The sequence below is a fragment of the Paenibacillus nasutitermitis genome (assembly GCF_014641075.1).
Taxonomy (GTDB): domain Bacteria; phylum Bacillota; class Bacilli; order Paenibacillales; family Paenibacillaceae; genus Paenibacillus_Z; species Paenibacillus_Z nasutitermitis.
Map to the genome: position 1 here is coordinate 33983 of NZ_BMHP01000014.1, position 23752 is coordinate 57734.

The window sequence follows — 23752 nt, forward strand, 5'->3', positions numbered from 1 at the left end:
CCTGTTGTCAAGGTTTCTTAAACGCTTTGCGGATCGGAAAACCGGCATCGATCACACCAATCAGACTAAGCGGCGGGAAAATAACAACTAGCGCCGACAGCAGCAGCGGCACCGCCTTGTTCCATTTGCGCTGATGGGCAACAAAGAAGAAGAAGCCAATCGCTTGAACGGAAAAGGCCAGACGCATAAGCGGAACCAAGTTAAGCAGTGTTACCGTCAGGAAGGAATCTCCTTTGTCCGGTGTAGCCATATCGAGAATGAGAACGATAAGGTAATAGAAAACAAAAATCCGCGGCAGCATCCAATCCTTGGCCGGCTGCAGCTTTGCGACCGACATCCCCATAGAGCGCAGCACCGGTCCTGCGATAGCATGTGCAATAACCGCCAGCAGGAAAGAAACCGTAATAAAGGCCATCGGAATGGAATGGATCAGCATTTGAATGTACGACTCGGTAAGCTCCGCATTCCAGCCTGCCGGAAGCAGACCCTTCGAGCTCAATTCACCTACCGTGTCCATGATCAATTGCCGGATTTCCCGCAGCAGCGAGAAGTCAAGCAGCAGATCAAACAGGATCAGCTCTAATAAGAACAACCCCAGCAGCGTCAGCAATGTCGACGTCAGCACCTTGCGGGCAGTCGCCCGTTTCAGATACATATGTCCCATGACGATAGCCGGCACAAGAAAGAACAAGCCTACAATCAGCGCCGCTGGCCCAATAATCGCAACGGCCAATGCATATACAACCAGCATATGCAGCACAAATGCGCGCCTAGACAATGTTGCATACAAAATAACTGTCGGTACCATCATTACAGCAATAATCAGCGCATTGAACAGCGGAACTGCGATCGCTAGTAATAAGAGAAGCGCCGCTGCACTCCATAAAATCGATTTTATGCCGGTTCTCAAAACCGTTCACCTCATGCTCTATGTTACTTGCATACTGCCTGAACTTTACTCCCCATTATAGCACATAACCCCAGACAACACAGAGTACTGTTGACTGGGGTCTTGCCTTTTCTTCATTCAGAGCCGCTTCTGGATGGCTGTTATGCCTATTTTCCTTACGATTCAACCGTCCAGGTATCCCCGTCATTCTCTGCCTTCAGACCCAACGATTCAAGGAAGGACAACGGCACAAATGCCCGCGTACCGATGGAAAGGAGCTCTGCTTGGGCTTTGTCTGATTTTGCGACGTAACCGCGGCTTAGCATCAGCTCTCCCTTGGCCGGCGCTTTCGCCGGATCCGCTCCGGCCGCCTTTTCATCGCTGCCTTTGACAACGTTGAACGTATGCAGTACCTTGTCCCACGTGATGCCGTATTGATGTTCGCCCAAGGCCGCCAAATCCAGATAGGTTGCATCATTAAATCGGACAAGCGGATAGCTTTGGTCCCCCCACTGAAGGGCGCCTGCCGTTTCCGTGACCCGTTCGAAGTGGCTGCGAATCGGCTCACCGAGATAGATTTGCTTATTCAGCTTGCCGTTATCCAGAGCAACTTGCCCGGCAACCAGCACGTAATTAATGCCCGCGGACATGAGATCGGGATGCTCCACCGTAGACTTGTCATTAATTGTATTGTAATCAAAAACCACGATATCCGCATCCATGCCTTTGGCGATCCGGCCTTTCTTGAGCAGCGCCGGTGCCTGCTTCTCCAGACGCTGGGCCGGTAGAAGGCTCAGTTTGGCAATACCGTCCATCAGGGACATCACATTCTGCTCGCGCACATACATACCGATGGTCCGGGCAAAAGCCCCTGATGCACGCGGATGATTGTTGAATCCGGGCTCCAGAATGGCATCGCTGCCAATCATCACATATGGCGCCTTGAACGCATCGACTATCGCCTCAGGAGGAATGGCGTATGCAACGGCCAGCTTGCCCTGCTTCTGGTACATACTGAAGGATTCTTTCGTCAGACGCTCCGTTGTACCGGCAATCTGCAGATCATTGTACGTGATCCGGAACCGTTCCTGCCAGCCCTGATCAAAACGGGCGGAGTTCAAATAGGTGCCCCAATAATTATAAGGATAGGTGCAGGCCGTAATATCGTAGCCCTGTTCCCTGGCTTTATCGATAATGGCCAGCGCTTGCGGCATCGTAAAAGTGCCGCCGGTGCTGTTGATATGATCGATATGTACGGCTGCGCCTGTTTTAATGGCATAATCAACAAGCTCCTGTGTACCCTCAAGCTCTGTCCCCGGCTCCTCCATATCGGAGTACCGGCCATGGAAATAGACCGGCACATTATATTCCTTGGCCAGTTCCATCAGCGGAATCACTTCCTCCGCCGAAATACCAGGCACATATTCCAGGCTGAAGGAAATGCCCAGCGCCCCGTCATTAAGCGCCTTCTCCGCCTGCTTGCGGATTTCCTGCACCTGGTCCGGCTGCGCTGCCACGTAACGACTCAGCTTGAACTGATTGCGCGCCTGTGTATAAAAGAAAGAAGCGCCGAAATGAACCGGCGTATGGTTCCGTTCATAATAGCTGTACCACTGCTTCGGCGTTAATGTTCCCCCATGCATGGCAATATTCGCCGTTACGCCATCCCCGATCTTCTGCCAAACCCCCAGCGGATTAGGGTCATAGGAAAGATTATCGATGAATCCGGGAGAAACGACCAGCCCCTTGGCATCGATAACCTGCTTCCCTTGGAGCGGCTTCGAGGTGACAACTCCGATTTTGCCGTCCTTGATCCCTACATTCAACCCTTCCTGATCCAGTTTGGTTTCAGGGTTGATCACACGGCCCCCGGAGATGACCGTATCATATTGGGTGCTCAAATCAGCCTCCGTCACGCCCAGCTCAAGAGCTTGCGCGGGGGTTTGCTCCTCCCCGGGCTTGCCTTCCCCCTTATTATTATCCTTATCCGTACCGCCTTTATTCCCATCCCCATTCCCGTTCTGTCCGCCGCCCTGGCTCGTCCCATCTGCCACATTGCCCGGTTTGCCTGGCGCATCCCCTTCAGACTGGACATAGGAATAAACCAAATAGCCTGCCAGGCCGATAATCAGAATCGCCGCGATGATCATAAATGCGCGGATTGGCCCCTTACTGCTCCGCCTTTGTCGATAACTCCTGCTCATTCCATTATCCTCCTGCTATATTTGCATCGTAAAAGCGCCGTCCCCCCAAGAGGACGGCGCTCGTTTACCAACTGTTTCCTCTATCCTACTATGGTTCCCGCCCCAACGCAATCGAAGGTCCTGCTGTCAGCCGGCCGCCATTTCCTCTTCATCCACCGATTTGCCGCTAACAATCACTTTCTCGCAATAATCAATAATGTCGCTGCGTCTTACGATGCCGATAAACCGGTTCATATCGTCGATGACCGGCACAAAGTTCTGTACCTTGGCCAAAGAGACCAAATCCTCCATGTTCGCATCGATGCTTACCGCTTTATTGGCCAGCCTCATTTCTACGTCGGCAAGCTTCACTTTATGTGTTTGGTCAAATGACACATTGGGATTGTTTTTCATAAACCATAACAGATCGCCTTCAGTAAGTGTGCCTGCATATCCGCCGTTGTGATCGAGAATAGGGACCGCTGTATACCGGTGATGCTCCATTCGCTCAAGCGTTTGGCGCAGTGTGGCTTCCAGCGTCATACATACAACCTCTTGCTTTGGCAGTAAGAAAAATGCGATATTCATTCGATCATTCGCCCACTTTCGTTCTTGTAAGTCTAAGACTACGGATCGATCGATCCTGGGCACTTGTAAGCCAACTTCCCTCATTATCTCTCATCTGCCGATGGTGACGCGGATGATTCCTTTGACGTCGATGAAGCTGATAACGACTCCACCGGCTTGGTTGTCTTATTCTGATATTCTTCAGGAAGAGGCAGCTGTTCCTTGTTCGTTGCCGGATTCAGCCAAGCTTGGATCAATCCAATACTGCTTGTGAGATCATCTTCATCTGCAAAAAAATACCATGTTCCGTGCTCAGCCAACCGGTGTCCTTCCCCTTTAAGCGTGTGGCTGTAAATCGTGCGATTGCCGGACTGAAGCATGTTTTTAGCTAAATCGATCATATGCTCCGGCGTCAGGTCTGTGCTGAAGTTCTGTCCCATAATATCAATGAGTTCAGGTATTTCACTCCACTGCCCTACTTGTGCGGCCTTGTTCATAATAGCATTCAAAAAAACCTGATGGCGCCCGGCCCGGCTCGTATCGCCGCCGGCATCTTCCCGGTATCTCACATAGTTCAGCGCATCCTTGCCGTTGTACGAATCCTGGCCGGCTTTAACAATAAACTTCTCATGGTCGGCTTCCTTATTTACAAGGTCTTCTGCAATCGGCAGCGAGATACCACCCATCGCATCTATGACGTCGCGGAAGCCTGTAAAGTTTATTGTAGCATAATGATCCACCTTGGCGTCAAACAACTTCTCCACGGTTTCCACGGACATCTTGGCTCCGCCAAATGCGAAAGCATGCGTGATTTTATCCTTGTACTCATTGCCGGATTTGGTTTCCTTGCCCACGATTTCCGTGTACGTGTCACGTGGAATCGAGATCATCAGAATAGCCCCGTCCGCCGGCCGGATCACGGTATAAATCATGGTATCCGAACGTCCGATTTCTTGATCGCGCTGGTCAACCCCCAGCAAGAGGAGGGAGAATGGATCTTCTTGCTTATAGACAACCGGCTCCGGTACGGGCCGCCCTTCCAACGGTTTGTAGGAAATTTCCAGTTTTTTCTCCACTTTATCGGAAAGAAAAACGTCAAACCCCCACAATGCCAGGGCCGTCCGGTTATAATAGCCGGCAATCCCGGCAACCACGACAAAAGCAAGAATGGCGATGAGCCACTTTTTTTTACGGGATTTAATTGGTTGTGTCATGTGCTTTAAGCACTCCTATTCTTTAATCTAATGAGGCCGACCGCCTGCAGGAATACTTACACCCTGGTCCGCGAGAAGAAACGGCTAGTGTTGCCCAATGCGAAAAGCTCTGGTGCTTCCTCATGAACAATAAGCAAAGGGCTGAGAAAAGTGGATTCTTATATTTTAAAGATAAACGGTTTCTTCAATATTTTAAACGATTATTTTCGACTGAAAGTTACAATTCATTTACGATTTATGAATATCTGCCTTTTTTTTCCGGGTGCTTGGCATAGTTTTGGTAGTACTAGAATACATATACACTGAGATTTTAATCGGGAAGGATGATTCATCATGTCACCGGACTCCTCTTCAACCGGGCTTGATCCAAAAATTGCCGGCCTGCTTTGTTATCTCGGCTGGTTCGTTACCGGTATATTATTTCTCATTCTCGAGAAAAAAAGCCGCTTTGTTAAATTTCATGCGATGCAATCGATTTTTATTTCTGTTGTTCTTATCGTAATCAATATTGTTCTCGGTTTTATTCCTGTACTGGGATGGCTGATCGGCCTGCTGCTTACGCCGGCAAGCCTTATATTGTGGATCGTCCTGATGCTGCTGGCTCTGCAGGGACGCTGGTTTAAACTTCCTGTTATCGGGGATTATGCAGAGGACCAGGCCGCGCGGTTTTAAGTAGCGCCACAGACGTTCATTGGGCTCTTGAAGACCGCAGTGCTATTTCCTGGGGTCGAAATGAGATCAACCTTTGCCTGGCCCTCCGTGCCCCCTTGCACCGCCTCACCTGACACTTGGCAACGAAGAGGAGCTATATAAACAAACAAAGACAGCCGCCATGAGCGACTGTCTTTGTTCAACCTATACGTTAGAGCCGGTTTCCAATCTATTCCGTTGTGTAAGGCAGCAAAGCTACTTGACGCGAACGTTTGATGGAAATTGTCAGCAGACGCTGGTACTTCGCACTTGTTCCCGTTACACGACGAGGCAGGATTTTACCGCGCTCGCTGATAAATTTACGAAGCAGATCCGTATCTTTATAGTCAATGTGTGTAATTTTGTTAGCAGTGAAGTAACATACTTTACGGCGTTTGTTACGGCCTTTGCGGCCGCCGAATTTGCGTTCTGGACGCTCATCGCCACCACTATCTCTTTGTTTGAAACTCATTGTCATCCGTCCTTTCGTTTAAAATGGCAAATCATCTTCCGATATATCGATCGGGCGTCCGTCATCTGAGAACGGATCGCGATTGTCGTTCCTCGGTGTTCCTCCGGAACGGCCTCCACCGCCTTGCGAACCGCCTCCGCCGTAGCCGCCGCCTTGATTGCCGCTACCTTGCGAGCTTCCTCCACCTTGGCTGCCGTAATTGCCGCCTCCACCGCCATCTTCGCGTGCATTTCCGCCATCCCGGTTAGGAGATTCCAGAAAACGAACGTTATCGGCAATAACTTCCGTCATATAGACGCGTTTGCCTTCGTTGTTCTCGTAGTTCCTGACTTGAATGCGGCCTTCGACCGCCGTTAAACGGCCTTTACGCAAATAATTGGCACAAGTTTCGGCCAGCTGACGCCACGTAACGATCGGGATAAAATCCGCTTCCCTCTCGCCTTGTCCACCGCTGGTAAAAGGACGATCCACTGCAAGCGTGAATTGCGTTACCGCAACTCCTGCTGGTGTATAACGCATTTCGGGGTCCTTTGTTAATCTGCCTATGAGAACAACTCGGTTCAACATCGTTTATCGCCTCCAATCGAAACAATCCTTACGCTGACGTATCGCTTAATTAGGCGACGTCTTTGACGATCAAATAACGGATAACTTCATCCGTAATCTTCATGACGCGGTCGATTTCAGCAATAACTTCAGAAGTTGCGTTGAAATGTACCAGTACATAGATACCGTCACGAATCTTATTGATCTCATACGCAAGTCGGCGTTTGCCCATCACGTCATGCTTTGTGACTTCTCCGCCGTTTCCGATGATGCCTTGGAACTTATCAGTGACTGCTTGAACAGCCTCTTGTTCCAATTCCGGACGAATGATATACATCACTTCATATTTGCGCATTTGTTTCACCTCCTCTTGGACTAGCGGCCCCCTCAACGGGAGCAAGGAGCGAGTATTAACTCGCATACCGGAGTATTATATCAAATTCAATAGGCTTCTGGCAAGCAAGCATTTGGACATTGCATTCTCCCGTATTCTTCCGTTCATGTTCTGCATGCAACATTCACACACTAATGATGTTCCGGGCACTTCACAAGAGAACGTCCGGCAAATCATGCAAGGGTGGTGCGAATGAAATGGGCGAATGGACAGAGTTCAGACCGGGTGACCGCGCTCCCAACGAAGGCACGTATATAGAGGTGGGGGAAGCATCCTTTCATATGGGGGTCAACAACCCGAAGAAGGTACATCTGGATAAAGGCGAGAAGTTTCCAGGCACTTCGAACAGTGACCGCAAGTGGAAAAGACTGCATCATTAATTGAAGCAAAAAATATCTCTAAGCCATGCATAAGAACCAGCCATGCGGAGCATTATAAGTTTTGACGGTGTAAAGAGAGGTGTGGTTCCGTTGGACCATTTGGAGCAAGGGCCGCAAGGGAATATTATCACTGAGGCTTAGAAGCAGTGGGTTGTGCCAAAGACTTTTGTCTGTAACACACATATGCCGGCTAAATACCGGCATGCCGATGTTTCTTACCAAAGCACGAAGTGCAGACGTATAACCTATTCAATGAACCACCGTCAAGGAAGAGCTCGCAAGAGCTCTTCCTTTTATGTATCTGTATAGAAAAACAAAAAAGACGATTCATCATGAACCGTCATCTGATGGTAAAGTTATGGCGGAGAGGGTGGGATTCGAACCCACGCACGCTGTGACACGCCTAACTGATTTCGAGTCAGCCCCCTTGGGCCTCTTGGGTACCTCTCCATTTGCGTCAGCGAGAATTATCATAACATGATGCACGTCCAATTGCAAGAGGTTATGTTAGCCCTTTTGATCCTCGACCGGACCGTCCTGAACCGCTGCGGACCGCAGCACTTTCTTCATGTTTTTTTCAAACTTCGACCGTGGAATTAATACGCTGTGCTTGCAGCCTACACATTTGATTCGAATATCCATCCCCATCCGGATAATCTCCATCTCATTGGTTCCGCAAGGATGCTGTTTCTTCATTTGTACAACATCGCCAAGCTCAAACTGTTTTCTCTCCATTCTCAATCTCTCCACTCTTTTTCCTTTTCGGCAGCTCATCTATGCACTTGATTATAACCGCCTTCCACCTGCTCGAACAATCCTCTTATTTCCACCTGCTCCGTCTTAAGAATCCGGCTAACCTGCATCAGTTCGTCATCGGGAAAATGAATGCACAGCGCACAGCCGGCAGTAATTTCCTTCGGGGTTGGAAACAGATCTATCTCGATATCCGCGTATTCTAGCAGCATTTCCGCTCTTAAAGCTTGTTGTGTGGAATCAAACGCAATCAGCATGACGCTGCCGCCTCCCCCGCCTAATGTTTTTCGTATTTCGCAACCCTTCGGCAAGTATAAAATGGTTGTCCCGTCCATATACTAGTAACACAGATAGACGGGAGGAGATTCTATGAAGTTAGCAGGAATGAAAGATACCCCTTTGAAGGTCCCTTATACCGAGCCGAACGTCTCCGTCATGCTCGTCAATCGATTGATGTATCTGCTTGACCGCGTTCCTTCAGACCGCAGAATGGTTGTTGTATGCGTAGGCACCGACCGCTCCACAGGGGACGCTCTGGGCCCGCTTGTCGGCGCTTCCCTAAGTAAATACCACAGCCCCTATTTCGACCTCTACGGCACGCTTGAAGAGCCGGTACATGCGATGAATCTCGATGAGACGCTTCAGGGCATAAACCGGTTTGTCCGCAAGCCTTTTATCATTGGCATTGATGCCTGCCTGGGCCAATCCGCCAGCGTTGGCTGCATTCAGGTGGGCAATGGGCCTGTTCGTCCAGGAGCCGGCGTAAATAAAGAATTGCCGCCAGTCGGTGACATCCATATTACAGGTATAGTCAACGTGGGCGGCTTCATGGAATACTTTGTCCTGCAAAACACCCGTTTGCATCTGGTTGTCCGTATGGCTGATATCATTGCGCAATGCCTGTTTTCGGCTATTGTTAAGTCCGTCCGCACCGCTTCTATTCCGGCCGCGACGCCAGACTGATCGCCTTCAGCTCCTCAGGTGTAAGCGGATAAGGAGATTCTCCCCGCTTTAAGGGCTTCACATACATATACGTCTGTTCGCGGCTGTGAAGTCCAGACATGACCATCCCGTCCTCCTGCTCATTCACGATGGCAAGCGAGAAGCTGAGATCATTGCCCCTTTCCGCAAAGGCATTATATCTGTGAAGACCGATATTGCCCTTTTTCAATTTAAGCCCCTGTTCAAAAGTCTGGAGCGCCGCTTGCAAGGCTGCGCTATGTTGCTCCTGCCGGTCCACTCTTTCCTTTATCCCTGCAATCACCTGCTCGAGATCGCTCACTCCTGTTTCTCCCATAAATTGAGTATAGCTGGCTCTGAGTTTCTTCAATCTGCCCCCGAGCCTTATCGTCACTATAAAAAGAACAAGTACGGCAAGGACCAACAAGACCGTGACTAGATCCAGCGGCCCTTGTATGATATCTTCCATCTAATCTTCGCTCCCCATCTGTCTGCCCGGCAAGAGCTAACCTGTCAGCTGTATTGCTGTCTGATTTCCTTGACCGCCTGAATGAATGTATCTACCTCATGCTTCGCTGTGAAGCAGCCTACACTTGCTCGCACAGCTCCCGTCTCTAAAGTGCCGGCAGCCTGATGCGCCAGAGGCGTGCAATGATAGCCGGAGCGAACCGCGATGTTATAGTGCTGATCCAGGACGAACGCCATCTCAGAGGGATCAATGCCCTCAAGGACAAAAGAAACAATCCCTGTCCTGGGTTCCCCTTGCCCAGGCCCCAGTATCCTTATCCGATCGACACCCTTTAGCCCCTCAATCATCTGCTGAGCCAACTGCCATTCTCTGCTGTAAATATTCGCAACTGTCTCCTGCTGAAGGTATTGCAAACCTGCTCTTAGCCCTGCCAGCCCCGGGGTGTTTTGTGTTCCAGCCTCGTAACGATCCGGCCTGACTCTCGGCTGTTCAATAGATTCCGATTGACTGCCTGTACCGCCGTGCAGCAAAGGCACCAGGTCCAAGTCATGGTGGATATACAACCCCCCGGTCCCCTGAGGCCCCAACAGCCCTTTATGGCCCGGAAACGCGAGCATGTCAATCCCCATTGCGGCAACATCAATCTCCACCAACCCGGCTGTCTGTGCTGCATCCACAAGCAGCTTCACGCCTTTTCTCCGGGTCACTTCTCCGATTTCCGCAACCGGCAGCATCGCCCCGGTGAGATTGGAGCTGTGATTGACAATGACCAATTTTGTGCGCGGCCCAATCGCCTGCTCCACTTGTTTGGCATCCAGTCCGCCCTGCTCGTCAGCTTCGATATAAGTAACCGTAATACCGCGCGTTTTCTTAAGCATCTCCAGCGGCCGCCGCACCGAATTATGCTCCACGCTGGTAGCAATAACATGATCGCCTTCTTCAACAAAGCCTTTTATCGCCGTATTCAATGCCATTGTTGTATTCATGGCAAAAGCGATATCATTCGGATTGGCAACATGAAACAACCTGGCAATCGCTTTTCGTGTATCGAATAATACTCTACTGGCTCTCACAGCCATCCCATGGCTGCCCCGCCCCGGATTTGCCGCATCATTTTCCATCGCATGGATAACGGCTTTTATGACTTCCGGCGGCTTCGGCCAAGAGGTTGCGGCGTGATCCAGGTAAATAAAAGCAGGCGTATCATTTGCAACCATCGTTGGCGTCACTCCCTCAGCATAATTGCGCGCTTTAGCCCCATCTTTCACCATTCCAGGAAGGGTCGCGCTTTTTCAATAATAGAAGCGGCAGCAGCCGTCAAAAAAGACAGCGAAAACCGCACTCCTCGGTATGTTTAATAATAGCATACTTGAGCGACCACCTCAGCCCTCAAGGTCATCGCTCAAGTATGCTATGAAGTTCAAGCTATTTTGATTATTGAAGCAATTCCAGCAGACGCTCCAGATCTTGTTTATTGTAATACAACAATTCGATTTTACCTCTGTCTTTCTGCTGCTTGATCTTCACCGTTGTTTTGAACTGTTCCCTCAACGTCTCTTCCAACTGTTCAATGTATGGATCCCGCTTGCTGGCTGCCGGTTTGGCTTTGACCTGGCTTTTCTCATCCAGCGCCTGAATCGATGCCTCCAACTCCCTTACACTCCACTCATTTGCAATTGAAAGCTTGGCCAGTTCTTTTTTACGCTCATCATTTTTTACGCCAACCAACGCTCTTGCATGGCCCATGGATAATGTTCCACGTGAAACATTTTGTTTTATTTCCTCCGGCAAAGAAAGCAGACGCAAAAAGTTGGCAATATGCGATCTGGACTTTCCAACCTTCATGGAAAGTTCTTCCTGAGTGAGACTGAACTTTTCCATTAACGCCTGATAGGCTAGCGATAGTTCAATAGCATTCAAGTCTTCACGCTGAAGATTCTCGATAAGAGCGATCTCCATAACTTGTTGATCGGAGAAATTCCTTACAACTGCAGGTATAGTGGCATTGCCGCATAGCTGGGATGCTCGGAATCGCCGCTCTCCGGCTATTATTTCGTAACCTTTAAGCACTGTCCTGACAATAATCGGTTGTATGATGCCATGCTGTTTAATGGATTCGGCAAGTTCCTTGATGGCTTCCTCATCGAATGTTTTACGGGGCTGATAGGGATTGGGACGTAGATGGGACAAAGAAATTTCAATTACTTTATCATCTTCATTAACAGAAAGCGATGGGATAAGAGCATCAAGTCCTCTACCTAGCCGCTTGCTCATACATAATCACTTCCTTCGCAAGTTCGAGATAAACCTCGGCTCCTTTGGATCTTGGATCATAAGTTATGATAGATTGTCCGTGGGAAGGAGCTTCACTCAATCTGACATTTCGCGGGATAATCGTTTGATATACCTTCTGCTGAAAATATTTCTTCACTTCTTCAATGACCTGTATGCCAAGATTTGTCCTTGCATCAAACATTGTGAGCAGCACCCCTTCGATTTGAAGCGAAGTGTTCAGATGCTTCTGGACAAGTCTCACTGTATTGAGCAGTTGGCTTAAACCCTCAAGCGCGTAATATTCACATTGTATAGGAATAATAACGGAATCAGAGGCGGTCAGCGAGTTAATGGTCAGTATCCCCAGGGATGGCGGACAATCGATCAGTATATAATCATACTGTTTCTTCACCTGAGCGAGGGATTTCTTCAGTCTCAGTTCGCGCGATATCGTTGGCACCAGTTCGATCTCCGCCCCGGCAAGTTGAATAGTAGCCGGAATAATATTCAAACCATCTATATTTGTAGGTAAAGTCGCTTCGTTAGGATGGATATCATTGATAAGCACATCATAAATACAATACGCTACATCACCTTTATTGATTCCAATTCCGCTGGTCGTATTGCCCTGGGGATCTATATCCACGAGCAAAACTCTCTTGCCGAGCGAAGCTAGACATGCACCCAAATTAACAGACGTTGTCGTCTTACCGACACCGCCCTTCTGGTTCGTTATCGCAATCGTTTTAGACAAACCTTTCACCTCTATATGGTTAGCTTGATCTTTCTTCTCAAACCCTATGCAAGTCTAGTCAACTGGACTGGTTCCGGGTTTTCGTTCTGTATAAATAGAGTAGATGTTTTTTTGAAATATCAGAAAGTATAAAATTCAGCCTATTCTTTTCTTATATTTCTGTGGGAATGTTGCGCCGCTAAAGACGGTTTTAGCCGTTTCTTCTTGTTTAGACAAAAAGGCGATGCCGCCCGATAGACACGGACGGCCATGAAACCACAATATGAATTTCATTAAACAAAAGCTGCTCAACATCAGTACAAAGTTTACCTGAAAACACACCAGTGACATTCTCATCCACTGGTAATGACATCCGTTAAGTTTCATACTCCGCAAAAAATAATTTGAACACGATCAGCGTTTCGGTATTTTTATGACAATCTCGTAATGGTCTTCATAATCTTTCTCATTGGTCTTGATTTGGAGTCCTGAGCCCGAAACCATATCGATCGATTGCCGGATTGTATTCAGAGCTAGGCGCACATCCTTGGTGAAGGAGACGCGTTTCGTCTTCCCTGCTTTCGTCACTTCCTTATAGAAAGCGACTCGTGCTTCAGTCTGTTTCACATTCAACTCTTTGGAAAGCACATCGCTCAGCACTTTCTCCTGCAATTCTTCCGTTTCAAGACCTAACATGGCTCTGGCGTGTCTTTCCGTGATTTTCCGTTCCATCAATGCAGCTTTAATCGTTTCACCAAGCCCCAGCAGCCTGATTTTGTTTGCAATCGTGGATTGGCTCTTCCCTAACCGCTGGGCTAAGCTTTCCTGGGTCAGATTATGAAGATCAATCAGCTTCTGATAGGCAATGGCTTCTTCAATAGCTGAAAGGCCTTCACGCTGAAGATTCTCTATTAATGCGATGGATGCAGCTTGAGAGTCATTAAATTCACGGACAATTGCCGGAATCGTCTCAAGACCAAGTCTTTTGACAGCGCGAAAACGGCGTTCACCCGCAATGATCTCATAGCGTTTATTGCGCACTCTCACAACAATAGGCTGGATAACCCCATGCGTCTTGATGGTCTGACTCAACTCATCAATCCGTTCATCGTCAAACACAGTCCGCGGTTGATAAGGACTGGCATCGATTTCACCAATGGCTAAATGTTTCACTTCATCCTGATTGGTGCTTTTTGAATCGGCTAAGCCGAATAATCTGGAAAATTGTTCTTTCATCGCTTCAACTACCACCCGAATTCAAAGTGCCGAGTATTGTCGTTATTTATAATTCGTCGGCTGAAAGTCGATTTCCTGCTTGACATAAGGATATTGTGATAAAAACCAACGTTAATGTTTCACGTGGAACATTATTTATACTAATGGCTGCTTGAGCGGTGTGCCGGCTTTTCGCGGATATTGTCCGGGAGTGGTTCCCTTTTTTTCGAAAATAATAATGTTCCGGTCCGCTTGCTCAAAGGGCAGCTTAAGTTGATGCGTTTCTCTCCATTGGCCCTTCAGCAAGACCAAGCTTTTCCCTGCTTCCTGAAGCTCGGCATCAGAGTTTGCGCCTTTCATCGCAGCGAACAGACCGCCGCTTCGAACAAAAGGCAAACAGAGCTCATTCAGAGCACTTAACCTGGCGACCGCTCTGGCTGTTGCCAGGTCGTAAGCGTCTCGCTGACCCGGCATGCGTGCCACATCCTCTGCCCTGCCATGAATACAGGTGAAATCCTGTAATTCAAGCTGTTCCACAACATGCTGCAAGAAATGAATGCGTTTTTTTAAAGAATCGACTATCGTCACCTTTAAATGAGGGAAACAAATTTTAAGCGGAATACTGGGGAACCCTGCTCCTGATCCAATATCCGCCAGATTGTTCATTTTGTTCATATCAAGAAAGAAAGAAAGAGTAAGCGAGTCATAAAAATGCTTCTCATACACCGCTTCTCTTTCTGTTATTCCTGTTAAATTCATTTTCTCGTTCCACTCGATGAGCAGCCGGTAATACCGGTCAAACTGCTCCAACTGACGGGCCGTGATAGATAGGCCGTTGTCATGCAGCAGCTCTGAAAACCATTTTTCCGTTTGATCCATAATTACCCCCGTGCAGCTGTTACCCTATTATAGTGTTCGAGATAGACCAGAAGAATAGAAAGGTCAGCAGGAGTTACACCCGATATCCTCGAAGCTTGCCCCAGAGAAAGCGGACGGATCTGGCTAAGCCTTTGTTTCGCTTCATTGGCGATTCCGTATACGAGAGAATAATCAATATCCTCAGGTATCCGCTTCTTTTCCATCTTTCCAAGACGCTCAACCTGGACCAACTGTTTCTCGATGTACCCGGCATATTTGATCTGAATTTCAACCTGCTCCTTCATCTCCTCCGTCAGTTCGAACGGAGATGGATTTAAGGATTCAATATGGGCATAGGTCACTTCGGGGCGCCGAATCAGCGTCAATCCGTCCGTAGCAAACTGCAAAAGCGTTGAGCCTAACCCGGTGAGTATAGGTTCAATTTCCTCCGGTTTAATTTTTACAGTTTTCAACCGTTCAATCTCTTGTTCAACCAACGCTTTCTTGCGCAGAAAACGCTCATGACGCGCTTCCGGGATCAATCCGATTTCATAACCGAGCGGTGTTAGCCGCAAATCGGCATTATCATGTCGAAGCAGCAGGCGGTACTCTGCGCGTGATGTCAGCAGACGGTACGGCTCGCTGGTTCCTTTGGTAACCAAATCATCAATGAGTACGCCGATATAACCCTGTTCGCGCCCTATGATGACCGGCTCCAGATTCTGAACTTTGCGCGCTGCGTTAATACCCGCCATTACCCCTTGCCCTGCCGCTTCCTCATATCCGGAGGTGCCGTTAATTTGCCCTGCCGTAAACAACCCTGGCACTACCTTGGTTTCAAGTGAAGGCCACAACTGGGTAGGAACAACGGCATCATATTCGATAGCGTATCCGGTACGCATCATCTCTGCCTTTTCCAGACCCGGGACCGAACGCAAAATATCCAGCTGCACATCCTCTGGCATGCTTGTCGACAGACCCTGTACATAATACTCCGATGTATTCTTCCCTTCCGGTTCCAGGAAAATCTGATGTTTCGGTTTATCCGCGAAACGAACAATTTTATCTTCAATTGATGGACAATAACGCGGCCCGGTTCCTTCAATCTTGCCGGAGAACATAGGTGCACGATGGAGATTGGCATTAATGATCCGGTGTGTTTCCTCTGAGGTATACGTCAACCAGCATGGCAGCTGCTCATTGTCGGACGATTCTGTATCGTAAGAGAAAAATTTCGGTTTCTCGTCACCTGGTTGAATTTCTGTTTTGCTAAAATCAATCGTGTCTCCATGCACCCGAGGCGGTGTACCTGTCTTGAATCTGACAAGTTCAAGGCCAAGCTCCTTCAGGCTGGTGGATAGTTTGACGGAAGGCTGCTGGTTATTAGGACCGCTCTCGTACATCAGCTCCCCCATAATAACCTTGCCGCGCAAATAGGTCCCTGTAGTTATCACAACGGCTTTTGCCCGGTAGACGGCACCTGTCTTCGAAACCACACCCACGCATGCGCCATCCTCAATAACCAATTCCTCCGCCATCCCTTGACGGAGTGTCAGACGATCGGTCTCTTCGATCGTTTTCTTCATAAAATGCTGGTACTGAAACTTATCGGCCTGCGCACGCAGTGCATGAACAGCCGGGCCCTTTCCGGTATTAAGCATCCGCATTTGGATAAATGTTTTATCAATATTGCGGCCCATTTCTCCGCCTAGCGCATCAATTTCACGAACCACATGACCTTTTGCCGGTCCGCCAATAGACGGATTGCACGGCATGAACGCCACCATATCCAGATTGATCGTCAGCAGCAGCGTCTCACAGCCCATCCGGGCGGACGCAAGTGCCGCTTCACATCCAGCATGGCCCGCTCCTACAACAATGACATCATATTGTCCTGCATCGTACCCCATCCTTGTAACCTCCTTTTTACAAAATTTATTTACCTAAACAGAACTGGGAGAATATTTGGTCAATCAGGGATTCGGATACCGAATCTCCCAGCAATTCGCCTAATTGCTCCCATGCTATTCGAACATCTATTTGCACAATATCAATCGGAATTCCGATCTCAGTCGCATTCATGGCATCAAGAAGTGATTGCTTCGCATGGCCAAGCAGAGTAATATGCCGGACATTGCTTACATAGGTTAAATCCGCCGATTCCAGCTGTCCGCTGAAAAACATGCGGCTGATCACCTGTTCAAGCTGATCCAATCCGGTTTCCTGCAGAACTGATAAACGTATAATAGAGTCCGATGGAAACAGCCTTTCAATTTCCTCCGTGTCCATCGCCTGGGGCAGGTCCGTTTTGTTCAATAGAATAACCACCTGACGGCCGCGGAGCTGCTCCATCAACAGCCGGTCATCCTCTTGCAGCGGTTCGCTTACATTGAGCATCAATAGAATCAAATCTGCATCGGCCAGCGCCGATCTTGAACGTTCCACACCAATCTTCTCGACAACATCCTCGGTTTCACGGATCCCTGCCGTATCAAGCAGCCTCAGCGGAATACCGCCGATCGTCACAAATTCCTCAATCACATCGCGGGTGGTGCCGGCGATTTCCGTTACAATAGCTTTATTCTCCTGCACCAGCGCATTGAGCAGCGAGGATTTTCCGACATTCGGTCTTCCGACAATAGCTGTCACAATGCCTTCTCTTAATATTTTGCCTTCTGCAGCGGTTTTTAGCAACAGGTTGATTTCGTCAATTGCTTCATTACTGCGTTGGCAAATATAAGCATTGGTCATCTCCGTCACGTCATGCTCCGGATAATCGATATTAACTTCAATATGCGCAAGCAGCTCCACAAGCGAGTGACGCAGAGCTTTGACCTTTCTGGAAAGGGCACCTTCCGCTTGCTTCATCGCAACGCTAAAAGCACGGTCGGACTTCGAGCGTATCAGATCGATGACCGCCTCAGCCTGCGTTAAATCAATCCGCCCGTTCAGGAAGGCCCGTTTGGTAAATTCACCGGGCTCTGCGATCCTCACGGTTCCTTCCTTGAGCAGTAGCTCCAGGACCCGCTTGACTGCCACGACCCCCCCGTGCGTGCTCAGTTCCACGACATCCTCGGCTGTAAAGGAGCGTGGTCCCCGCATCACGGTTACTAACAGCTCCTCAATGATCTCTCCGCTTGACGGATTCACTATATGTCCATAATGAACAGTATGGGAAGGAACTTCTTCAATATTCGATTTAGATCGGAACAGCTTCGCTGTTTCACGCACAGCTTCGCTTCCGCTTACCCGTATAACGGCAATGCCGCCCTCCCCGACAGCTGTCGAAATGGCGGCAATAGTATCTTCATTCATCATGGCGTATAAAGCCTCCAACTGAAACTTCTTAATCGTATCGATTGAGGAATATCGTATATAGCAAAATAAAACGAGCAATGACCGTGTGAGAGCCATTGCTGGGAATAGGATGCGTATACGGATTATTTTAGGGCAATTACAACACGTCTGTTAGGTTCATCGCCTTTACTGAACGTCTTTATTTTTGCATGATTCTGAAGCTGCGAATGAATAATTTTCCGTTCATGCGGAGACATTGGCTCAAGAACAACTTCTTTTCTTGACCGAATGACCTGCCCCGCCAAACGATCGGATAAGTCCTCCAACGTTTTGCGTCGGCGTTCCCGAAAGTCCTCGGCATCGAGTACGATACGAAGATGGTTGTCGGAGTAACGGTTAGCTACGATATTGACCAAATATTGCAAAGCATCAAGCGTTTGACCCCGGCGGCCAATGAGCATGCCCAGATCCCCGCTACCGGATAGCGAGAGGACAAGTCCATCCTTCGAATCATGACGGGCAATTTGAACAGCAAGTCCCATCGTCTCCGCCACTTCGATGACGAACCGCTGCGCTTCCGCAAGCGGATCCGTGGTTTGCTCTTTTGGCTCAGGCTCTACTACAGGCTCAGGCAGCAAAGTAAGCTCTACCCTGGCTTTTCGCACGCCAATCAATCCGAACAACCCCCTGGAGGGCTGTTCAAGTACGGACACATTCACACGGTCCGCCGTAACTTTCAATTCCGTTAATCCGTTTTGTACAGCATCTTCGATCGTTTTGCCCGATGCTACGGTTTTTTTCATTTTGCAGGTACACTCTCCTTACCCTTGGATGAGGTGCGTACGTACAGAAAATAGTTTTGCACGATCGTGTAAATGTTACTGAAAATCCAGTATAGCGGCAGCGCAGCCGGGAATGACAGCGCCATGACAAAGATCAGAACAGGGAAAATCATCATAATCCCCTGCATCATCGGCATTGCTTTTTGCTGGGATTGCATCATTTTGGACTGAACGAAAGTCGTTATGGCCGCAAGTACAGGCAGCACGTAATAAGGATCCTTCTGCCCAAGCTCCAACCACAAAAAAGTGTGTTCCCGTATGTTTTCATTCATATAGATCGAGTTATAGAGCGCAATAAAAATAGGCATCTGGACAAGCAGCGGCAAACAGCCGGCAAGCGGATTTACCTTGTGCTGCTGGAAGAGCTTCATTGTTTCTTCCTGCTGCTTTTGCGGGTTATCCTTGTTTTTTTCTTTGATTTTGGCAAGCTCAGGCTGGAGTGCCTGCATCGCTTTGGAACTGCGGTACTGCTTCAGGGTCAGTGGCAGAATGAGAGTCCGGACAATGATAACCATCAACAAAATGGAAATGCCGTATTCGCCGCCGAACCAATCGGCGAAAGTCTCAAGTGTCAGTGAAAAGTAATAAACGACATTTCGCTGCCAGAAATTCCCGTGAGCCAGCTGATCCATAGACACCGGAGTTGTGGCGGAGGAACAGCCGCTCAGCAGCAGCATCACTGCAGCTAAAGCAAAAAAGGTAAACCAAGTACGTTTCGAAATACGGGACAACATGTAAAACTCCTCTCTGAGCACCATCAAGCACGATGAACGGGCAGGTTCATCCAGCTAATTCTTTATCGTAAACTATATCACATTTTATGGCACAAAGAAACAAGCATGGCCGCTCGTAATAAAGCGATTACAACCCCTAGCGGGATATCTTGAGAAGTCCTGCCTTCTTGAGGATATGAAGCATGCTTTTCTCCAGCTCCTTTATCTTCATTCCGACAGCCGGCTTGCGGACAATAATGATGAAATCAAGCTGGACAATGAGCTTGTCCGAATTTTGTCGGACGATTTCTTTTACAAGCCTTCGCATGCGGTTGCGGACAACAGCATTGCCTATTTTTTTGCTGGCCGATACTCCAAGACGGAAAGGATCCGACTTGTATTGGCGGGACCAATAAACGACAAACTGACTATTGGCGAACGATTTGCCGTGTCGATAAATCCGGCTGAAATCTTCGCGGTTTCGTAAACGCAGCTTTCTTTGCACGGTTCTTCTTCACCGAACCTTTATGTTCAATTATTACCTATTAGAGGTCATTCTAAAAGTCCTGCCGGGCAGGACGTGTCTGTATAGAGGCTGACGGCCATCCAGCTCATAAAAACAACCGGTGATGCAAAAAAATAAAGAAACAGGGGCTCGCAATTAAAAAAAGACCACGGTAGTGGTCTTAGGCTTAGGCACTCAATACTTTTCTGCCTCTTTGACGGCGGGCGCTCAGCACTTTACGTCCATTTTTGGAAGCCATGCGTTTACGGAATCCGTGAACTTTCTTGCGCTTGCTAACATTCGGTCTAAATGTCGGTCTCATTTCTTGCACCTCCTGTTTCCTTACTCCATCAACCAGCGAAAATCTATTCCTCGCCGTTTCCACGAGCGCTGTTATCACATTCACAAGCATGAACGGCATTACAGTCGATATGAACAGAACCACGCTCATCTTTAAAAAACGCCTTTTTCAATTAAACCATGACGTCAGCCTTATGTCAATCGTTCCATGCTTGTTATATAGAAGGTTCCCGAAAACCCGGCGAAGATCGTTCTTCTTTCCGCGATATTCTTCAATATTTTACCCATGACGGCAACGGTGGACAAGCGAACGATAGGAAATCTTTTGTTGCTCGATTAATGTGGATAATTGGGAAAATAGCCCGCACATTGGAAAAAGTTAATAACATGTGGATGAAATTTTCGGGTAAATCTCGGGATATGTCGAATTCTTAACATGATATTAACAATATCTTGTGTTGTCCATAACTTTTATACACAACCTATAGAATTTGTGGATAAATTCAGCCAACTCGTTGAAAAACAAGGGTTCATTTGCTATGATAGACTTGTTTTCTGTGTGGATGACTCCATATACCCCTCAGCTTTATCAACAGCCTGTGGATAACAATGTGAACAACATTCATTCCCTTCTGATAAAATTCTTGTGTCCATCCTTCATAATGTGGACGACTGGTTCCCAATACCCGGAATTTCGACATCTTTCTGCACAGCCATGCCGACTTTCGGCGAATTGGATAAGGAGTGACAATCTGTGGATAGCCATACGCACGAAATGTGGCAACAGGTGCTGTCGATTATACAAACGAAGCTAAGCAAGCCGAGTTTTGATACTTGGTTTAAGGCAACAAAGGCTTCGTTCAGCGGCGATTCTATGGTCGTTGTGACAGCACCGACGACTTTTGCGGCCGAATGGCTCGAAAGCCGCTATACGAAGCTTGTGCGGACAACGCTGCAAGAATTTCTCGGCCGCCAGTACGACATCAAATTTGTGATTGAAGAGAATAAACCGCCGGAACCTGCCGTCGAACAGCCGCAGATCTTTCCTACCGTTCATGTCGGCCCGGAAGAAACCTTCTCTTATATGCTCAATCCCAAGTATACCTTTGATACTTTTGTAATCGGGGCAAACAACCGGTTCGCGCACGCAGCTTCCCTGGCTGTAGCCGAAGCGCCCGCCAAAGCCTATAATCCGCTTTTTCTCTACGGAGGCGTAGGACTTGGCAAAACGCATCTGATGCATGCCATCGGCCATTATATTCTGGAGCATGTTCCGAGCACCCGGGTCCTTTATTTGTCTTCAGAGAAATTCACCAATGAATTTATTAATGCGATCCGCGACAACCGCGGTGAAAGCTTCCGAACGAAATACCGCAACATTGATGTTTTGCTGATTGATGATATTCAGTTTTTGGCCGGAAAGGAACAGACCCAGGAAGAATTTTTCCACACTTTTAATGCCCTTCATGAGGAACGCAAACAAATCGTCATTTCCAGCGACCGGCCGCCCAAGGAGATTCCGACGCTTGAAGAGCGGCTTCGCTCGCGGTTTGAATGGGGATTGATAACAGATATACAACCGCCTGACCTGGAGACACGGATTGCTATATTAAGAAAAAAAGCCAAAGCGGAGCACCTTGATATCCCAAATGAGGCGATGGTCTACATTGCCAGCCAGATCGATACGAACATTCGGGAGCTTGAGGGGGCACTTATCCGTGTTGTGGCTTATTCGTCCCTAATTAACGAAGATATTTCCTCGCATCTGGCAGCAGAGGCGCTAAAGGATATTATTCCTTCCAGTCGTCCAAGGATGATCACGATGCATGATATTCAGCAGAAGGTCGGCGAGCTGTACGGGCTTAAATTGGAGGAGTTCAAGGCGCGCAAACGGACCAAGGCTGTCGCTTTTCCCCGTCAGGTGGCCATGTATCTATCTCGGGAGCTGACCGATTTCTCGCTTCCCAAGATTGGCGAAGCTTTTGGAGGACGGGACCATACAACGGTTATTCACGCCCATGAGAAAATAACGCAGCAGCTCAAAATCGATCAGGACTTGTACAAAATCGTTCAAACGCTGTCCGAAAAAATCAAGAATCACATGTAAATTTATACACAAGTGGATACTGAATTCCGCCAAGCCTATGCACAGCCTGTACACATGTGGATAGGCTTGCTTTATCAGCGCTTTGCCTACTTATCCACATATTCTTGGCCCCTACTACGACTACGACTAATAAAATAATTAAATAAACATCATCAATTAACAGCAAAAACGGAGTCTTCGACCCCCATCAAATCTGCGGATGTCCCTTTATTCCGAGGAAGCTATATTAGGAGTGAAACCAGAATGAAATTAATGATCAGAAAAGACCAGCTCAATGATGCCATCCAGCAAGTATCCAAAGCCTCTTCGGCAAGGCCTGCTATTCCTATTCTTGGAGGGATCAAATTCGACGTTGATCATCAGGGCGTCACCTTGACAGCAAGCGACACCGATATTTCGATACAAAGCTTCATTCCTGTAGAAAATGGGGAATTTGTCGTCGCTCGAATCGACAAGCCTGGCAGCGTCGTGCTGCCCGCCAAATTCTTCGTCGAAATTGTCAAAAAGCTGCCGTCGGATGAACTCGAAATCGAAGTGAAAGACAATCATCAAACGATGATCCGTTCCGGTTCTACGGATATTCAAATGATTGGGCTGGATCCGGAGGAATTTCCTGTTCTTCCGACGATCGAAGAGAAAGACACCATCTCTGTTCCCGGCGATCTGCTGAAGATGATGATCCGTCAAACGGTATTCGCTACTTCCACCAGTGAGCAAACGCCTATTCTAACGGGAACTTTATGGAATCTTGTTGAAGGACAGTTGAAATTTGTTGCGACCGACCGCCATCGTTTGGCCAGCCGTACGGCAAATGTGGAAACGGAAGCTGACTACCGCTTCTCCAATGTCGTCATCGCCGGCAAGACGCTTAACGAGCTGTCCAGGCTGATTCCCGACGATAACAGCCATGTGAATATCTTCGTCGCCGACAATCAGGTCTTGTTCAAAATTGGACATGTCCTGTTTTATTCGCGTATATTGGATGGGACTTATCCGGATACTTCTAAAATTATTCCGCAGCAGTTCAAAACAGAACTGGTTCTTAATACAAAAAAATTAACGGACTCGATTGATCGGGCCTATTTGATGTCAAGGGAAGAGAAAACGAATATCGTTCGGCTGATGACCCAGGAGGACGGCACCATCGAAGTTTCCTCCAGTTCGGCTGAACTCGGGCGTGTTACCGAACAGCTCGAAGTTAAGGAAATGAACGGCGAGCCGCTGCGTATCGCTTTCAACTCCAAATACGTGCTGGATGCCCTCAAGGTGATCGACAGCGAGTTTCTGTTCATTGGATTTAACGGAGCGATGAGCCCGATTATTTTCAAACCGACGGACCATTCGCACAGCCTGCATCTTATATTGCCTTACAGGACAACAGGCTAAGAGGA

Annotated in this window: 26 protein-coding genes and 1 tRNA gene; 5 read left to right on the forward strand and 22 right to left on the reverse strand. The window is 48.3% G+C overall.

Annotated elements, in window-relative coordinates; all coding sequences use genetic code 11:
• Positions 1-7 precede the first annotated feature (7 nt).
• The 4 genes from IEY46_RS34185 to IEY46_RS34200 form a co-directional block, all read right to left on the reverse strand.
• Complete coding sequence (locus tag IEY46_RS34185; protein ID WP_189000301.1) at positions 8-910, reverse strand: DUF2232 domain-containing protein; 903 nt, start codon at positions 908-910, stop codon at positions 8-10.
• Positions 911-1065: 155 nt separating this feature from the next.
• The gene (locus IEY46_RS34190) at positions 1066-3093 is read right to left on the reverse strand and encodes an amidohydrolase family protein (protein ID WP_229750736.1); all 2028 of its coding nucleotides are present in this window, start codon (positions 3091-3093) and stop codon (positions 1066-1068) included.
• Between the two features lie 126 nt (positions 3094-3219).
• On the reverse strand, positions 3220-3660 hold the full coding sequence (locus IEY46_RS34195; protein ID WP_189000303.1) for a CBS domain-containing protein: 441 nt from the start codon (positions 3658-3660) through the stop codon (positions 3220-3222).
• 83 nt (positions 3661-3743) lie between these two features.
• Positions 3744-4853 (reverse strand): LCP family protein, encoded by a 1110-nt coding sequence (locus IEY46_RS34200; RefSeq protein WP_229750737.1) that lies wholly within the window; start codon positions 4851-4853, stop codon positions 3744-3746.
• A gap of 333 nt (positions 4854-5186) precedes the next feature.
• Between IEY46_RS34200 and IEY46_RS34205 the strand changes: the two genes are divergently transcribed.
• The gene (locus IEY46_RS34205; RefSeq protein ID WP_189000306.1) at positions 5187-5525 is read left to right on the forward strand and encodes a DUF4870 domain-containing protein; all 339 of its coding nucleotides are present in this window, start codon (positions 5187-5189) and stop codon (positions 5523-5525) included.
• A 208-nt stretch (positions 5526-5733) separates the two neighbouring features.
• Here the strand turns inward: IEY46_RS34205 and rpsR are convergent, their stop codons facing one another.
• From rpsR to rpsF, 3 genes are read right to left on the reverse strand one after another with little or no spacing between them, the layout of a single operon-like run.
• Positions 5734-6015: a 30S ribosomal protein S18 gene (gene rpsR, locus IEY46_RS34210; protein ID WP_189000309.1), complete on the reverse strand. Its 282-nt coding sequence runs from the start codon at positions 6013-6015 to the stop codon at positions 5734-5736.
• 18 nt (positions 6016-6033) lie between these two features.
• On the reverse strand, positions 6034-6582 hold the full coding sequence (gene ssb / locus IEY46_RS34215) for a single-stranded DNA-binding protein (RefSeq protein ID WP_189000312.1): 549 nt from the start codon (positions 6580-6582) through the stop codon (positions 6034-6036).
• Positions 6583-6631: 49 nt separating this feature from the next.
• On the reverse strand, positions 6632-6916 hold the full coding sequence (gene rpsF / locus IEY46_RS34220) for a 30S ribosomal protein S6 (protein ID WP_189000315.1): 285 nt from the start codon (positions 6914-6916) through the stop codon (positions 6632-6634).
• A gap of 236 nt (positions 6917-7152) precedes the next feature.
• On the opposite strand from rpsF, the gene IEY46_RS34225 reads away from it, so the two are divergent.
• Positions 7153-7335 carry a YjzC family protein gene (locus IEY46_RS34225; protein ID WP_189000319.1) on the forward strand — a complete coding sequence of 61 codons (183 nt, stop codon included), beginning with the start codon at positions 7153-7155 and terminating at the stop codon, positions 7333-7335.
• A 359-nt stretch (positions 7336-7694) separates the two neighbouring features.
• On the opposite strand, the gene IEY46_RS34230 is transcribed toward IEY46_RS34225, so the two are convergent.
• The 3 genes from IEY46_RS34230 to IEY46_RS34240 form a co-directional block, all read right to left on the reverse strand.
• A tRNA-Ser gene (locus tag IEY46_RS34230) sits at positions 7695-7785 on the reverse strand.
• 57 nt (positions 7786-7842) lie between these two features.
• Positions 7843-8070 (reverse strand): DUF951 domain-containing protein, encoded by a 228-nt coding sequence (locus IEY46_RS34235; RefSeq protein WP_189000322.1) that lies wholly within the window; start codon positions 8068-8070, stop codon positions 7843-7845.
• Between the two features lie 35 nt (positions 8071-8105).
• A complete protein-coding gene (locus tag IEY46_RS34240) occupies positions 8106-8345 on the reverse strand; it encodes a putative Se/S carrier protein (RefSeq protein ID WP_189000324.1) in 240 nt (79 codons plus the stop codon).
• A gap of 112 nt (positions 8346-8457) precedes the next feature.
• On the opposite strand from IEY46_RS34240, the gene yyaC reads away from it, so the two are divergent.
• Positions 8458-9051 carry a spore protease YyaC gene (gene yyaC / locus IEY46_RS34245; RefSeq protein ID WP_189000327.1) on the forward strand — a complete coding sequence of 198 codons (594 nt, stop codon included), beginning with the start codon at positions 8458-8460 and terminating at the stop codon, positions 9049-9051.
• Here yyaC and IEY46_RS34250 read toward each other — a convergent pair.
• The 12 genes from IEY46_RS34250 to rpmH form a co-directional block, all read right to left on the reverse strand.
• Positions 9026-9517 (reverse strand): DUF4446 family protein, encoded by a 492-nt coding sequence (locus IEY46_RS34250; RefSeq protein ID WP_189000330.1) that lies wholly within the window; start codon positions 9515-9517, stop codon positions 9026-9028. The genes yyaC and IEY46_RS34250 overlap by 26 nt on opposite strands.
• Before the next feature lie 44 nt (positions 9518-9561).
• Positions 9562-10734: an aminotransferase class V-fold PLP-dependent enzyme gene (locus IEY46_RS34255; RefSeq protein WP_189000391.1), complete on the reverse strand. Its 1173-nt coding sequence runs from the start codon at positions 10732-10734 to the stop codon at positions 9562-9564.
• 217 nt (positions 10735-10951) lie between these two features.
• Positions 10952-11791, reverse strand: a complete 840-nt coding sequence (locus IEY46_RS34260; RefSeq protein WP_189000332.1) for a ParB/RepB/Spo0J family partition protein — start codon at positions 11789-11791, stop codon at positions 10952-10954.
• Positions 11772-12545: a ParA family protein gene (locus tag IEY46_RS34265; RefSeq protein ID WP_189000334.1), complete on the reverse strand. Its 774-nt coding sequence runs from the start codon at positions 12543-12545 to the stop codon at positions 11772-11774. Before IEY46_RS34265 ends, IEY46_RS34260 begins: the two co-directional genes overlap by 20 nt.
• 393 nt (positions 12546-12938) lie before the next feature.
• Entirely contained in the window at positions 12939-13760 is an 822-nt protein-coding gene (noc, locus tag IEY46_RS34270; protein ID WP_189000337.1) for a nucleoid occlusion protein, read from the reverse strand.
• Between the two features lie 135 nt (positions 13761-13895).
• Complete coding sequence (rsmG, locus tag IEY46_RS34275; RefSeq protein ID WP_189000341.1) at positions 13896-14618, reverse strand: 16S rRNA (guanine(527)-N(7))-methyltransferase RsmG; 723 nt, start codon at positions 14616-14618, stop codon at positions 13896-13898.
• 2 nt (positions 14619-14620) lie between these two features.
• Complete coding sequence (mnmG, locus tag IEY46_RS34280; RefSeq protein WP_189000343.1) at positions 14621-16507, reverse strand: tRNA uridine-5-carboxymethylaminomethyl(34) synthesis enzyme MnmG; 1887 nt, start codon at positions 16505-16507, stop codon at positions 14621-14623.
• A gap of 25 nt (positions 16508-16532) precedes the next feature.
• Positions 16533-17912, reverse strand: coding sequence for a tRNA uridine-5-carboxymethylaminomethyl(34) synthesis GTPase MnmE (gene mnmE, locus IEY46_RS34285; protein WP_189000394.1), 1380 nt, complete (start codon positions 17910-17912; stop codon positions 16533-16535).
• A 125-nt stretch (positions 17913-18037) separates the two neighbouring features.
• Positions 18038-18697 (reverse strand): RNA-binding cell elongation regulator Jag/EloR, encoded by a 660-nt coding sequence (gene jag, locus IEY46_RS34290; RefSeq protein ID WP_189000345.1) that lies wholly within the window; start codon positions 18695-18697, stop codon positions 18038-18040.
• A complete protein-coding gene (locus tag IEY46_RS34295) occupies positions 18694-19470 on the reverse strand; it encodes a YidC/Oxa1 family membrane protein insertase (protein WP_189000347.1) in 777 nt (258 codons plus the stop codon). The genes jag and IEY46_RS34295 overlap by 4 nt, the downstream gene beginning before the upstream one ends.
• A gap of 136 nt (positions 19471-19606) precedes the next feature.
• A complete protein-coding gene (gene rnpA / locus IEY46_RS34300) occupies positions 19607-19954 on the reverse strand; it encodes a ribonuclease P protein component (protein ID WP_189000349.1) in 348 nt (115 codons plus the stop codon).
• Between the two features lie 187 nt (positions 19955-20141).
• Positions 20142-20276 (reverse strand): 50S ribosomal protein L34, encoded by a 135-nt coding sequence (gene rpmH / locus IEY46_RS34305; RefSeq protein ID WP_189000351.1) that lies wholly within the window; start codon positions 20274-20276, stop codon positions 20142-20144.
• 732 nt (positions 20277-21008) lie between these two features.
• On the opposite strand from rpmH, the gene dnaA reads away from it, so the two are divergent.
• Both dnaA and dnaN read left to right on the forward strand, forming a co-directional pair.
• Entirely contained in the window at positions 21009-22361 is a 1353-nt protein-coding gene (dnaA, locus tag IEY46_RS34310; RefSeq protein ID WP_189000353.1) for a chromosomal replication initiator protein DnaA, read from the forward strand.
• A gap of 243 nt (positions 22362-22604) precedes the next feature.
• Positions 22605-23747: a DNA polymerase III subunit beta gene (dnaN, locus tag IEY46_RS34315; RefSeq protein WP_189000355.1), complete on the forward strand. Its 1143-nt coding sequence runs from the start codon at positions 22605-22607 to the stop codon at positions 23745-23747.
• Positions 23748-23752: the final 5 nt, after the last annotated feature.

What these genes read in the sequence shown, in the direction of transcription:
- IEY46_RS34190 (WP_229750736.1), bottom strand. Translation starts at nt 3,093, where the DNA reads ATGAGCAGGAGTTATCGACAAAGGCGGAGCAGTAAGGGGCCAATCCGC.
- IEY46_RS34195 (WP_189000303.1), bottom strand. Translation starts at nt 3,660, where the DNA reads ATGAATATCGCATTTTTCTTACTGCCAAAGCAAGAGGTTGTATGTATG.
- IEY46_RS34200 (WP_229750737.1), bottom strand. Translation starts at nt 4,853, where the DNA reads ATGACACAACCAATTAAATCCCGTAAAAAAAAGTGGCTCATCGCCATT.
- IEY46_RS34205 (WP_189000306.1), top strand. Translation starts at nt 5,187, where the DNA reads ATGTCACCGGACTCCTCTTCAACCGGGCTTGATCCAAAAATTGCCGGC.
- rpsR (WP_189000309.1), bottom strand. Translation starts at nt 6,015, where the DNA reads ATGAGTTTCAAACAAAGAGATAGTGGTGGCGATGAGCGTCCAGAACGC.
- ssb (WP_189000312.1), bottom strand. Translation starts at nt 6,582, where the DNA reads ATGTTGAACCGAGTTGTTCTCATAGGCAGATTAACAAAGGACCCCGAA.
- rpsF (WP_189000315.1), bottom strand. Translation starts at nt 6,916, where the DNA reads ATGCGCAAATATGAAGTGATGTATATCATTCGTCCGGAATTGGAACAA.
- IEY46_RS34225 (WP_189000319.1), top strand. Translation starts at nt 7,153, where the DNA reads ATGGGCGAATGGACAGAGTTCAGACCGGGTGACCGCGCTCCCAACGAA.
- IEY46_RS34235 (WP_189000322.1), bottom strand. Translation starts at nt 8,070, where the DNA reads ATGGAGAGAAAACAGTTTGAGCTTGGCGATGTTGTACAAATGAAGAAA.
- IEY46_RS34240 (WP_189000324.1), bottom strand. Translation starts at nt 8,345, where the DNA reads ATGCTGATTGCGTTTGATTCCACACAACAAGCTTTAAGAGCGGAAATG.
- yyaC (WP_189000327.1), top strand. Translation starts at nt 8,458, where the DNA reads ATGAAGTTAGCAGGAATGAAAGATACCCCTTTGAAGGTCCCTTATACC.
- IEY46_RS34250 (WP_189000330.1), bottom strand. Translation starts at nt 9,517, where the DNA reads ATGGAAGATATCATACAAGGGCCGCTGGATCTAGTCACGGTCTTGTTG.
- IEY46_RS34255 (WP_189000391.1), bottom strand. Translation starts at nt 10,734, where the DNA reads ATGGTTGCAAATGATACGCCTGCTTTTATTTACCTGGATCACGCCGCA.
- IEY46_RS34260 (WP_189000332.1), bottom strand. Translation starts at nt 11,791, where the DNA reads ATGAGCAAGCGGCTAGGTAGAGGACTTGATGCTCTTATCCCATCGCTT.
- noc (WP_189000337.1), bottom strand. Translation starts at nt 13,760, where the DNA reads ATGAAAGAACAATTTTCCAGATTATTCGGCTTAGCCGATTCAAAAAGC.
- rsmG (WP_189000341.1), bottom strand. Translation starts at nt 14,618, where the DNA reads ATGGATCAAACGGAAAAATGGTTTTCAGAGCTGCTGCATGACAACGGC.
- mnmG (WP_189000343.1), bottom strand. Translation starts at nt 16,507, where the DNA reads ATGGGGTACGATGCAGGACAATATGATGTCATTGTTGTAGGAGCGGGC.
- mnmE (WP_189000394.1), bottom strand. Translation starts at nt 17,912, where the DNA reads ATGAATGAAGATACTATTGCCGCCATTTCGACAGCTGTCGGGGAGGGC.
- jag (WP_189000345.1), bottom strand. Translation starts at nt 18,697, where the DNA reads ATGAAAAAAACCGTAGCATCGGGCAAAACGATCGAAGATGCTGTACAA.
- IEY46_RS34295 (WP_189000347.1), bottom strand. Translation starts at nt 19,470, where the DNA reads ATGTTGTCCCGTATTTCGAAACGTACTTGGTTTACCTTTTTTGCTTTA.
- rpmH (WP_189000351.1), bottom strand. Translation starts at nt 20,276, where the DNA reads ATGAGACCGACATTTAGACCGAATGTTAGCAAGCGCAAGAAAGTTCAC.
- dnaN (WP_189000355.1), top strand. Translation starts at nt 22,605, where the DNA reads ATGAAATTAATGATCAGAAAAGACCAGCTCAATGATGCCATCCAGCAA.